The organism is Brochothrix campestris FSL F6-1037, from assembly GCF_000525915.1.
In the GTDB taxonomy this organism is placed as follows: Bacteria; Bacillota; Bacilli; order Lactobacillales; family Listeriaceae; genus Brochothrix; species Brochothrix campestris.
In genome coordinates this window covers 14,290-26,925 of record NZ_AODH01000036.1, presented here as the reverse complement: position 1 = coordinate 26,925, position 12,636 = coordinate 14,290, and the positions used below count along the sequence as shown (strand labels likewise).

Sequence of the window (12,636 nt, the reverse complement as noted above, 5' to 3'; positions counted from 1 at the left end):
TAGCTTGTTGCCTAGTAATTAACAGTGAGTGCGTTGTTGTTAATAGAGTCCTTCTGTTTCGGTTTTGGTACTAATATAAATATTTTTTGTTTGCGTATAAGCAGCCAACATCATTTTATGGGTTTCGCGTCCAATCCCAGATTTTTTCACACCGCCGAAAGGTGAGCCAGCAGGGACTTGGTTGTAAGTGTTGACCCAAACGCGTCCAGTATGAAGACCACGTCCCACTTTAAGTGCTGTGTTGAGATTAGTTGTCCAAACACCACCACTGAGACCATACTCCGAGTCGTTAGCGAGTGCAATGACCTCATCAATCGTCTCGAATTTTATGACAGTAGCAACCGGTCCGAAAATTTCTTCGCGGACGACACGCATTGAAGGTGTCACATTGGTGAGGAGGGTCGGTGCTAAAAAAGCCCCATTAGCTTGTTCATCAATCGCTAGCGTTACGCCACCAGTTAAGAGTGTTGCGCCTTCTTTTTGACCAATTGCAATATAGTCAGTGATTTTTTTGAGTTGACGTTGATTAACTTGAGCACCCATTTGAGTCTCTTTCTCCCAAGGGAGTCCCACCTTTACTTGTTCAAATGCTTTTTTCAGTTCGGCAATGAAGCGGTCATAAACACCGGCTTGAACAAAAATACGTGAGCCAGCACAACAGACTTGACCTTGATTATATAAAATGCCGAGTTGTGCTCCTTCAAGCGCACGATTAAACGGCATGTCATCAAAAAAGATATTGGCTGATTTTCCACCAAGCTCTAAGGTTGCCGGTATCAGCTTATTGGCAGCATGTTTAGCGACCTCGTAACCAATTTCAGTTGAACCGGTAAAGGCGAGTTTAGCAAAACCAGGATGTTCTAACAGTGCTTGCCCCGATTCTGAGCCACGGCCGGTAATTAAATTAACGACACCTGGAGGTAACACCTCTGCCATTAATTTGAACAACTCGAGTAAACTTAAACTTGTGGCTGAGGAAGGTTTAATAACTAAGGTATTACCAGCAGCAAGGGCGGGGGCCAGCTTCCAAGCGGCCATTAACAAAGGGAAGTTCCAGGGAATAATCTGACCTACAACCCCAATCGGTTCGTTTAAAACAAGCGAGAGGGTATCATTATCAAAGTCTTTGACGCTGCCTTCTTCGGTGCGAATGACACCGGCGAAATAACGGAAGTGATCAGCTGAAAGTGGCACATCAATCGTTGTTGTTTCTCTAATCGGTTTACCGTTATCGAGCGTTTCAATTAGGGCGAGCCGCTCACAATTAGAGTCGATTAAATCAGCTATTTTCAAGAGCATGTTGCTTCGGGTTACGACATCTACAGCTTTCCAATCATTAAAGGAAGCAGTGGCAGCGACAACTGCGTTATCAACATCAGTCGCAGTGGCATCAATAAACTGTGATAATATGTCGCCATTACTTGGATTAGTAGCGTTCATAAAGATGGCTCCTTTAGGAATAACCCATTCACCGTTAATAAATAAACCGTATCGTTCATCTAGTCTTGTTTGCATTTCACATCATCCTTTCGATTTGAAGTAATGGTAGAAAACGCTTACAAGTAAAGTTTAACGAACTGTAATCTGTTTGTAAAACGAAACAGCTTGCGAACAAAAAAAGATGACCGAATGGTCATCTTGAATGGTGTCTGTATCTTAAACAGTATACATGCTTTTCTTGCGGAAAATCTTTTGCTTTTTGAGGACAGTGTCGACGCCACCGATTAAAACAATTGATCGTGTATCAATCACCTTTTTTAAGACTGAGGCAGTAACGCCGCGTAATTGTTTCCCCATGACGACACCAACGGCATCATGACGGCCAATTGAGCAAACAGTGCCTTTTGGTCGATAAATAAACTCTTTTAGATTGCCCCCTTTGAGTAAGGCTGCAATATTGTTGGCGGCACAATCGGCTTGCTGCATTGCGATTTGGGCAGTAGTTGGATAAGGAAAGCCGGTTGTTTCATCCATCACAATGGAACAATCCCCAATCATCATTACATCTCGACAATCCGGTACCGTTAAGTTTTTATGAACCAAGACACGTCCACGATCGGATGTGAAGTTTGAGTTTGTAATAACAGAACTACCACGAACACCACCGGCCCAAACAAACATATCAGCAGGTTCAATCGAACTCGTTGCCGCGTCACGGTCAAGTTTATGATAGACGCTATCGACCGTTATTTTAGCAACACGACCTTTAATAAAGGTGACGCCTTTTTTCTCAAGTTTCTTAATGATGTAGTTACTTAATTCAGGTGAAAACATCGGTAAAACATTTGATTGGATACACGATACTTTGACCTGATTGCGTTTTATATTCGCTGCTTTTGTAAGGAAGGGCAGTTGTTCGACTAGTTCACCGATATATTCGATGCTTGTGAAACCTGCACCACCAACAACAATTGAGAGCGTTTCTTCGGGCTGTAATGCCCGTAATTTTTCATTTAATTGGTCATAAATATTTTTGACAGATGGAATATTTGTAATTTGATACGCATAATCATTTAATCCATCAATGCCAAACGATTCAAATTCAAAACCGAGGGCGATGAGTAGATAATCATAAGTGAGGGCTTCGTGATTATCAAATAAAACCATTTTTGTTTGATGATCGATTTGTGAAACTGTCGCTTCAATAAATGTTGTGTAATGAGGGTCGACAACACTTGAGACAGGATAACAAATATCGCCGGGATTAGCAGCTCCCGTTGCAACTTCATGTAAGGCTGTTTTTTCACAGTGATAACTGTGTTTATTAACTAAAATAAGCTCAGCATCTGGCTTTAAGTCTTGTAATCTTTTTAGTGCCCGTAAACCACCATAGCCAGCACCTAAAATGACGATTTTTTTCTTACCCAACCTACTCAACTCCTTTTGCCATTGATGACAAAAATTTGACACAACCTTAGTATAACGCAGTTGTAAGCGTCTTACAATTTAAAAAAACAACATGATTTTGATAAGTATCTTTCATTATAATTTATCAAATGAAATATCTGAAAATATAAATTAATGCATAAATGTATAAAAATACGAATAAAAAGGCTGTATTTTGTATAAAAACATCATTTTATTTATAAAAAGGACTTGACGTGCATAAATATTACAGGTAATATAATTAAATATAGAAGCGAAATGATAAATGATAAACTAAAAACAAATAGATGGGGGAAATGAAAAATGAAAAAAGTTATAATAATGATGATGACGGCATTATTGGTTGTGTTAGCGGCTTGTGGTGCGAATGCAGAGGCACCAACAAAGAAAAGTGAAGACGGCAAGAAAACAATTGTGATGGGTACAAGTGCCGATTATCCACCATTTGAATCTGTTGATACAAAAACAAATGAAATCGTTGGATTTGATATTGATGTTGCAAAATACATCACAAAAGAATTAGGTTACAACTTAGAAATTAAAGATCAAAAATTTGGTGGTTTAATTGCTGCCTTGAATAAAGAAAGCGTTGATTTCGTTATGGCGGGTATGGTTAAAAACGAAGAGCGTGCGAAACAAGTTGATTTCTCGAGTGTTTATTTCACCTCACATCAAGTTGTGTTAGTGCCAAAAGGTAGCGACATTAAAACAACAGCCGATTTAAAAGGTAAAAAAGTCGGCGTTCAAATCGGTTCGACACAAGCTGCTTTAGCTGAAGACTTGAACAAAAAAGCACCAATGAAAGTGGAACAATGGGATAAAGTAAACGAGATGGTTGAAGCAATGGCTGGTAACAAACTCGATGCGATTATTACAGTAGACACTGTTGCCTATGGTTATACGAAGGATTCAGATCGTTTAGCACAGTTTAATGTTGAAGATGATTCGTTAGAAACAGGTGACCCAATGTCAATCGCACTTCCTAAAGGCAGCAAATTAACAGCTGACTTCAATAAAGTATTGAAAGAAATGGAAGAAAATGGCGAAATGGATAAATTAGTTGAAAAATGGATTAAAAGTGGCGGTCAATAAGCATCGCAAAAATTGGAAGGAGTGAACGATGGCATGCAAGGTATGATAGACGTTTTTAATCAGTTAAAACCATCGATTCCTTATATATTAAACGGTGTGTGGGTTACGTTACAAATTGCCTTTTTCTCCGCTTTGTTTGGCTTTATATTAGGAATCATCTTAGCAATCTTCAAAATTAGTAAATTGAAAGCATTGAGCTTATTCGCTCGTTTTTATACTTCGATTTTTCGTGGCACACCGTTAATTATGCAATTATCACTCGTATACTTAGCGTTACCACAATTATTTCACTTCGATATTGAACCATTAACAGCTGCAATCATTACCTTTTCTTTGAATTCAGCAGCTTACATGTCTGAAATCATCCGTTCTGGATTAAATGCGGTTGATAAAGGGCAGTATGAAGCAGGTAAGGCTTTGGGCGTTCCTTATGGTAAACTAATGTTAGATATCATTTTACCGCAGGCAATCAAAAACATCCTACCGGCTTTAATGAATGAGTTTATTACGTTAACAAAAGAATCAGCAATCGTATCAACCATTGCTGTAACAGACTTAATGCGTCGTGCAGAAATTGTCTCAGCAAATATGTACATGTACTTCCCACCAATGATTGTGGCATTTATTGTGTACTACTGCTTAACAATGATCTTGACGTTCATTGGTTCGTTAATTGAAAGGAGACTGGGTCGCAGTGATTAAGATGGAAGCCGTTAATAAAAGTTTTGGTAAATTACATGTTTTAAAAGATATCACGACAACAATTAATGATGGTGAAGTTGTCACAATTATTGGACCATCAGGCTCTGGCAAATCAACCCTCCTTCGGACAATCAACTTGCTCGGTGAACCAACGACGGGTGCTATTTTTATCGATGAGCAAAACATCACATTATTAAAAGAGAAACAAGTGATGCAAATGCGTAGTGAAGTCGGCATGGTGTTTCAACACTTTAATTTATTCCCTCATAAAACAGTGCTTGAAAACATTACCTATGCTCCGATTAAGGTCCGTAAAATCGAAAAGGCACAGGCTGTAAAAGAGGCTGAAGCATTGCTACAACAAGTTGGCTTAGCCGACAAAGCCGATGTGTACCCATCGAAATTATCAGGTGGTCAAAAACAACGGGTGGCAATTGCACGTGCCTTAGCAATGAAACCGAAATACCTCTTGTTTGATGAACCGACTTCGGCGTTAGATCCAGAAATGGTTAAAGAAGTACTCGAAGTGATTCAATCATTAGCCACAACAGGTATTACAATGGTGATTGTTACGCATGAAATGGCCTTTGCTGAACGCGTATCGAGTAAAATTATTTTTATGGATGAAGGCAAAATTATCGAGGAGACAGAACCAAGTATTTTCTTCGAAGCACCACAATCTGAACGTGCTAAAATTTTCTTAGAAAAAGTATTGTAAGCCAAACTAAAGCTGTTAGAAATAGTAATTTCGAACGTGCTAACAAAAATGTTAGCACGTTTCTTATGTATAAAGGAGAGTACTTATGCCAACCTATAACACCTTATTATTCGATGTCGATGACACGTTGCTCGATTTCGCAGCGACAGAAAAAGCGGCCTTAATTAAATTATTTGCTCACGAACAAGTCACTTTATCATCTGCCATTGAAACACGCTATCAAATAATCAATCATCACCTGTGGCGTCGCTTTGAACAGGGCCAAATATCGCAACAAGAAGTTGTTTCTGGTCGTTTCCAGCAACTCTTTGATGAACTCGGAATTGCACGAGATGGGTCTGTTTGTGATGAGCGTTTTCGCGAGTATTTAGCAGAAGGGCATTTTTTAATCGAGGGTGCAAGACCATTAATTGAAAAATTACATCAGCAGGTCGCGCTTTATGTTGTAACGAATGGCGTCTCAAGTACACAGTATCGTCGCTTAACTGATTCGGGTTTGATGCCTTATTTTAAAGATGTCTTTGTATCAGAAGATACTGGGTTTCAAAAACCGATGTCGGGCTTCTTTGATCATGTATTTGAACGGATTCCGCAGTTTAATAAGGCAGACACAATGATTATTGGTGATTCGCTCACCTCTGATATTAAAGGCGGCAATATGGCGGGGATCGCCACCTGTTGGTATAATCCGGCACGTAAAGATAGTCAGGGTTATACGCCAACATTTGAAATAGCACATTTAGATGAAGTCATAGGGCTCACGCTATAAGTCGTAATAGGTTAAATGCCCCGTTTAATTTGCTATAATAGAATCATTGAACAAATAGAGTATTCACTAGGAGGAAATAGATGTTAGATTTAAAACTAGCTGCAAATTACCATGGTTTTAAGTATGAAGAACGTGAAGAAATTGCTGAAATCGAATCAGTGGTTCACCGCTTTACTCATAATAAGAGTGGGGCAAAACTGCTTTATATCGAAAATGATGATACAAATAAAGTGTTTTCGATTTCGTTTCGGACGCCACCAGAAGATGACACCGGCGTGTTCCATATTTTAGAACACTCTGTTTTATGTGGTTCTAAAAAATACCCATTAAAAGAACCTTTCGTCGAGTTGGTAAAAGGGTCGCTTAATACGTTCTTAAATGCAATGACGTTCAGCGATAAAACGATGTATCCGATTGCGAGTCAAAATGACAAGGACTTCCAAAACTTAATGGATGTATATTTAGATGCGGTTTTTAATCCTTTATTGACTGAAAAAGAAACGATTTTACAGCAAGAAGGTTGGCATCATGAGTTAACGCGTGCGGATGCAGATATTAGTTATAAAGGTGTTGTCTACAATGAAATGAAGGGTGTCTTCTCATCGCCGGAACAAATCTTGATGCGCAGTATTCAAAAATCACTCTTTCCTGATACACCATACCGCTATGAATCAGGTGGCGATCCTGTTGCAATTCCTTCGTTGAGTTATCAACAATTTGTTGCGGATTATAAACGTTTCTACAACGCATCTAACAGTTATATTACGCTTGCAGGAGACCTTGATTTACTAGAAAAGTTAGCATTCTTAGATGAAGCTTATTTAGCACAGTATCAACAGGTAGAAAATACGACAGCTCTTCCTTACCAACTTGCATTAGGTGATTTAAATGTTGAGGTCAAGCAGTATGCAGTATTGCCGACTGAAACATTAGAAGATAAAACGTACCTCAGTCTAAACTATGTTATTTCTGATATTTTTGATGCTGAAAATTACTTCGCTTTAGACGTATTAGAGTATATTTTATTAGAAAGTTCAGCTGCACCATTGAAACAAGCTTTACTTGATGCCAAATTAGGTAATGATGTGTTTGGGATGTATGAAAATGGTGTGCTACAACCGTTCTTTAGTATTGTCATTAAAAATGCCAATGCGAGTGATCAAGCACGCTTTCAAACTGTTGTACGAGAAACGTTACAAAAACTCGTGTCTGACGGTATCGACAAAGAGCTGATTGAATCAGCGATTACCTTGAAAGAATTCCAATTGCGTGAAGCTGATTTTGGCTCAATGCCAAAAGGGTTAATCTATTCGATGCGTGCGATGGATAGTTGGTTGTATGATGGTAAACCAACGACACATTTACAATATGAAAAAACGTTGGCAGGTGTTAAAAATGCCCTTCATTCGCCTTATTTTGAAAAGTTAATCGATCGTTATTTCCTCAATAGTTTACATGAAAGTCTAGTGATTGTTGAACCATCACATACATTGGCTGATGAACTGAATGAGGCAGTCGCAGCTGAATTGAATGACTTTAAAGCGGGGTTAACAGAAGCCGAAGTTGCTCAACTTGTTGCAGACAATCAAACGCTGAAAGCGTTACAAGAAAGTGTGGATACGGAGTTCGATTTACAAAAGCTACCGATGTTAGCACGCACTGACGTTGAACCGCAAGCGACCGATTATCCAATCGCTTTGAGCGCAGCTGATCAAATCCCAGTGATGTTCTATGAAACCAATACAAATAAAATTGCTTATTTGACACTGATGTTTAATACATCTCATATCGCACAAGCTGATATTCCTTATCTTGGGTTACTCGAAGATTTAGTCGGACAACTTGCAACAGGTAAATATAGTTATGGAGCGCTTTCGAATGAGTTGAACATTGTGACGGGAGGAACTAGTTTTATAACAGTATTTTGAGTGAAAAAGTACCGTCTGAAAAATTCCAAACGTATTTTGCAGTTAAAACAAAAATCCTGCAAGGAGGCATCCGTTCGGGCTTAACTTTTGTGATGGACATCTTAAAAGACACGCGCTTTGAAGATCAAAAACGCATCACTGAAATTGTCCAAATTATCAAGTCGCGCATCGAAATGAGTATGAACCAAGCCGGTCATAATATTGCTGCTGCTCGTTTAGCATCGTATGTGGAACCTGTTAGTAACTATTCAGAAGATATTCGTGGTTTAGGTTACTATGATTTTATTTGTGAATTAACAACTGCATTAGAAACCGATTTTGCCACGGTTCAATTAAAATTGAATGAGTTACTTACGCAATTAATTAGTAAAGAAGCATTAAGTGTCGCGATTACGGGTGACCAAGTGATTTATGATGAAGTTGTGGCAGCTCTTGCGACGATAGACTTACCTCATAGTGATAACAAGGCTGATGCCAATCGAACGTATCCGTTAAATCCTTCAATTAACGAAGGCTTAAAAACGTCGAGCAAAGTACAGTATGTTGTTAAAGGTGGTCTCATTGATCAGACCAAATATCCATATTCCGGTCATATTACCGTCTTGAAGAAGATTTTATCGTATGATTATTTATGGAACCAAGTGCGTGTCTTAGGTGGCGCCTATGGATCGGGCTTTGTGATGCAAGACAATGGCAAATGGTTATTCTGGTCATATCGTGATCCAAACTTAGTCGACACGTTGGCCGTGTATGATAAAGTGGTCGCTTATTTACGTGCCTTTGATGCGAGTGATTACGAAATGACAAAATACATTATTGGCACAATGGGAAGCATGGATATGCCATTATCAGCCCGTCAAAAAGGCGCACGTGCAGTGGCACGCTACCAAAAAGGTCTGCAATTGGCTGATATCCAACAAACCCGTGATGAAATATTGAGTACAACAGCAGCCGATATTCGTGAGATGGCAAACATGTTTGCAGATGCTTTAGAAGATGCAAAAGTATGTGTGTTTGGGAACAGTGATCAAATCGATGCCCAAAGTGAGTTGTTTGATCACCTCCGTGAACTGTAGTTTGTTCAATTTTTAATATTCTAGTAGATGTTTAATTAGACTTTGTCTACAATCTGAAACGTATACGCATTAGTCGTATACGTTTTTTTAGGTTGAGGGCAACGCAAACGGTCGGATAAATGCTAAAATAGAAGTAGAAGCACGATAAAGGGGCCGATTACAATGAACATTGGTGAAAAGATTAAGGCAGAACGTTTAAAACGAGGCTATACACAAAAAGAATTGGCTGAACGCATTAAGGTTAATCCCTCTGCGATTAGTAAATATGAAATGAACCGTAACCGACCACCACTCAATATTTTAGTGGCGATTGCCCAAGAGGTCGGCACACCGGTGAACTACTTTGTTGATGACGTCAATGGTTTACGTGATGAAACAATTAATTCGACATTCCCACTGCTCGATAATCCAGAATTAGAGGCGTGGTACTTAGAACTACCCTATCGTTTAACACGTGAGCAATTACAACTATTAAAGCAACTTTCAAATCAATTGGAGACGTGGCAAATTTCAGAAAAAAAAAATAATTTTTTTTTTTAAGGTTGTTAGAATAGGTAATGAAGCGGTTACAACTGTAATCGTTTTTTATTTTGACGTTGACAATAATGTTTCCTTAGGGCAAAATATACAGTGTAGAAACAAAGCGAATAAAACAGTGTATAAACGAAGGAGATGTTGTGAATGACACATAAAGTAAAAGACGAGCATCACTCAGTCGTGGAACATGCGAATGGTGCCAGTTTAGAAGAGATTAACAACACCGTAGCGATGCCTGAAAAAGGTGGTTTCTGGAAAAAGTTAGCAGCCTATAGTGGACCAGGTGTATTGATTGCCGTTGGTTATATGGATCCTGGGAATTGGATTACCTCGATTGCAGGTGGTGCTCAATATGCCTACGCTTTACTGTCAGTTATTTTGATTGCTAGTGTTGTAGCGATGTTATTACAAAGCATGGCCGCCCGGTTAGGGATTGTTACAGGGATGGACTTAGCACAGGCCACACGTAAGGCAACCAGTAAACCCGTCGGTGTTGTTCTATGGATTATTACCGAGTTAGCAATCATGGCAACAGATATTGCCGAGGTTATCGGTGGTGCTATCGCCTTACATTTATTGTTTGGGATGCCTCTCATAGTCGGTGTAGCGATTACAGCCCTTGATGTAATGCTATTGCTGTTGCTTTCAAAAGTTGGTTTTCGTAAAATTGAAGCGATTGTAGCGACCTTAATTGCAACCATCTTCATTGTCTTTTTATACGAAGTTATTTTAGCGAGTCCAGAATGGGGACCGATGCTAAAAGGCTTTATTCCTGACCCACAAATTGCGTTACAACCAGGAATGTTATTATTAGCATTAGGTATTGTTGGTGCAACCATCATGCCCCATAACTTATACTTACATAGTTCGATTATTCAAGCGCGTCAGTTTAAGCGGACGAAAAAAGGTAAAAAAGAAGCGATTCGCTTTGCAACCATCGATTCAAACATTCAATTAACAGTCGCGATGATTGTTAACTGCTTATTGCTCATCTTAGGAGCAGCAATGTTTTATGGATTGGATAGTGAACTAGGCCGTTTTGTCGAATTATACAATGCCTTAAGTGATAATAAAATCGTCGGTGCAGTCGCGAGTCCGGTGTTAAGTACCTTGTTTGCGGTTGCCTTATTAGCCTCTGGTCAAAACTCAACCATTACTGGTACGTTATCAGGTCAGATTGTTATGGAAGGCTTTATCAAAATGAAGATTCCAATGTGGCTCCGTCGTGTTGTAACTCGTTTGTTAGCGATTATTCCAGTCATTATTATGGTAATTGTTTTCAACGGTCAAGATGCAAAGGTGGAAGAATTACTTATTTACACACAGGTGTTCTTAAGTATTGCCCTCCCATTTGCGATTATTCCATTAACGATTTTCACAAGTAGTAAAAAGTTAATGGGGGAATTTGCTAATCCGACATGGATGAAATACACCGCGTGGATTATCGCGATTTTCTTAACAATTTTGAACATATATTTAATTTACGGAACCTTTACTTAAGGCTAGTCAACGTTGTCAGTTTTTTATTGTGAAAAGCTGATGACGTTTTTTTATACTGTTTTAGCCTAAAAGACTTGATTTTCAATCGTTTTTTGGTATACTAAAGAAGTAATAAATAAGGAGTAATTAGCGGGTGTAGTTTAGTGGTAAAACTACAGCCTTCCAAGCTGTTGTCGTCGGTTCGATCCCGATCACCCGCTTAATGAACATAAAGCACTGCCGGGTTATTATTAACTGGTGAGTGCTTTTTTTTGATAATAAAGGGCACTGGGGGTGAAAAGATGGTGGATACGTTAAAGGACGAAATCAAGGCTTATGCAAAAACAATTGGCATTCAAAAAATCGGTTTTACAACGGCGGACTACTTTCAAACGTTAGAAAAGCGCTTAAGCTTTGCCCAAGAGCATGATTTATTAACTGGTTTTGAACATCCGGTCATTGCAGAACGGGTCAACCCCAGTCTCATTTTCGAGCAACCGCAATCGATTATTGCGATTGCCTTAGCCTATCCCAATCAGATGGATAATACGTTACGAAGTAAGCGTGGCGAGTGGCGTGGTGTCTTTGCGCGTGCCTCATGGGGGGTCGATTATCATACCGTCTTGCGTGAAAAACTGGCTTTATTAGAAGCGTTTATTAAAACAAAGGTGCCAGAAGCGCGTACAAAGTCGATGGTCGACACCGGGGAGTTATCCGATGTGGCAGTGGCCGAACGGGCAGGGATTGGCTGGCGGGGCAAGAACACGCTTTTAATCACACCAGAGTATGGTAGCTTTGTTTATCTCGGTGAAATGATTACCAATATTGCGTTTGAACCAGATGAACCGATGGGTGACCAGTGTGGGGAATGCACACAGTGCATTAAGGCATGCCCAACAGGTGCCTTGCTTGGTGATGGCAAGATGAATGGCAAGGAATGCTTGAGTTATCAAACCCAAACAAAGGGGATGATGCCGGAGCGATTCCGTGATAAACTGCATAATCGTCTTTATGGCTGTGATACCTGTCAGGTCGTTTGTCCGTATAATCGTGGCAAAGACTTTCACCTTCATCCGGCGATGGAGCCTGATGAGGCGAAGGTGAAACCGTTATTGAAACCATTGCTGACGATTTCTAATCGCGAGTTTAAAGAAACATTTGGACCGATGGCGGGGTCGTGGCGAGGAAAAAAACCACTCCAACGCAATGCGATTTTAATTTTAGGACGCTATAAGGACGAAACGGCAATTCCTGATTTGGTCAATTGCTTACTGGCTGATCCTCGACCAGTCATTCGAGGCACTGCTGCCTATGCCTTAGCTAAAATTGGTGGTCATATTGCCTTAGAGGCACTTCAAACCGCTCAACAAGAAGAAACAGATGACGAAGCACGCGCTGAAATTACAGCGGCATTATTAAACTTATCTCAGAAAGAAGGATGAACATAAC

Annotated in this window: 11 protein-coding genes and 1 tRNA gene; 10 read left to right on the top strand and 2 right to left on the bottom strand. The window is 39.6% G+C overall.

Annotated features, from left to right (window positions below):
* Positions 1-39 precede the first annotated feature (39 nt).
* Positions 40-1,515, bottom strand: coding sequence for an aldehyde dehydrogenase family protein (locus tag BCAMP_RS08210; RefSeq protein ID WP_035314957.1), 1,476 nt, complete (start codon positions 1,513-1,515; stop codon positions 40-42).
* 141 nt (positions 1,516-1,656) lie between these two features.
* Positions 1,657-2,868 (bottom strand): NAD(P)/FAD-dependent oxidoreductase, encoded by a 1,212-nt coding sequence (locus tag BCAMP_RS08205; protein WP_035314956.1) that lies wholly within the window; start codon positions 2,866-2,868, stop codon positions 1,657-1,659.
* Between the two features lie 321 nt (positions 2,869-3,189).
* Here BCAMP_RS08205 and BCAMP_RS08200 point away from each other — a divergent pair, with 321 nt between their 5' ends.
* The 10 genes from BCAMP_RS08200 to queG all read left to right on the top strand — a co-directional run bounded on the left by BCAMP_RS08200 (position 3,190) and on the right by queG (position 12,629).
* Positions 3,190-3,978, top strand: coding sequence for a transporter substrate-binding domain-containing protein (locus tag BCAMP_RS08200; RefSeq protein WP_035314955.1), 789 nt, complete (start codon positions 3,190-3,192; stop codon positions 3,976-3,978).
* Positions 3,979-4,011: 33 nt separating this feature from the next.
* Positions 4,012-4,680: an amino acid ABC transporter permease gene (locus BCAMP_RS08195; protein WP_156921194.1), complete on the top strand. Its 669-nt coding sequence runs from the start codon at positions 4,012-4,014 to the stop codon at positions 4,678-4,680.
* Positions 4,673-5,398 (top strand): amino acid ABC transporter ATP-binding protein, encoded by a 726-nt coding sequence (locus BCAMP_RS08190; RefSeq protein ID WP_035314954.1) that lies wholly within the window; start codon positions 4,673-4,675, stop codon positions 5,396-5,398. Before BCAMP_RS08195 ends, BCAMP_RS08190 begins: the two co-directional genes overlap by 8 nt.
* A gap of 85 nt (positions 5,399-5,483) precedes the next feature.
* Positions 5,484-6,167 carry a YjjG family noncanonical pyrimidine nucleotidase gene (locus tag BCAMP_RS08185; RefSeq protein WP_035314953.1) on the top strand — a complete coding sequence of 228 codons (684 nt, stop codon included), beginning with the start codon at positions 5,484-5,486 and terminating at the stop codon, positions 6,165-6,167.
* Positions 6,168-6,247: 80 nt separating this feature from the next.
* A complete protein-coding gene (locus BCAMP_RS14755) occupies positions 6,248-8,095 on the top strand; it encodes an insulinase family protein (protein ID WP_084038711.1) in 1,848 nt (615 codons plus the stop codon).
* A complete protein-coding gene (locus BCAMP_RS14750) occupies positions 8,092-9,171 on the top strand; it encodes an insulinase family protein (protein WP_035314952.1) in 1,080 nt (359 codons plus the stop codon). The genes BCAMP_RS14755 and BCAMP_RS14750 overlap by 4 nt, the downstream gene beginning before the upstream one ends.
* A gap of 162 nt (positions 9,172-9,333) precedes the next feature.
* Positions 9,334-9,711: a helix-turn-helix domain-containing protein gene (locus BCAMP_RS08170; protein ID WP_035314951.1), complete on the top strand. Its 378-nt coding sequence runs from the start codon at positions 9,334-9,336 to the stop codon at positions 9,709-9,711.
* A gap of 141 nt (positions 9,712-9,852) precedes the next feature.
* Positions 9,853-11,208 carry an Nramp family divalent metal transporter gene (locus BCAMP_RS08165; protein WP_035314950.1) on the top strand — a complete coding sequence of 452 codons (1,356 nt, stop codon included), beginning with the start codon at positions 9,853-9,855 and terminating at the stop codon, positions 11,206-11,208.
* 129 nt (positions 11,209-11,337) lie between these two features.
* Positions 11,338-11,408 (top strand) — tRNA-Gly (locus tag BCAMP_RS08160).
* A gap of 81 nt (positions 11,409-11,489) precedes the next feature.
* Positions 11,490-12,629, top strand: a complete 1,140-nt coding sequence (gene queG / locus BCAMP_RS08155; RefSeq protein ID WP_035314949.1) for a tRNA epoxyqueuosine(34) reductase QueG — start codon at positions 11,490-11,492, stop codon at positions 12,627-12,629.
* The last annotated feature ends 7 nt before the right edge of the window (positions 12,630-12,636 follow it).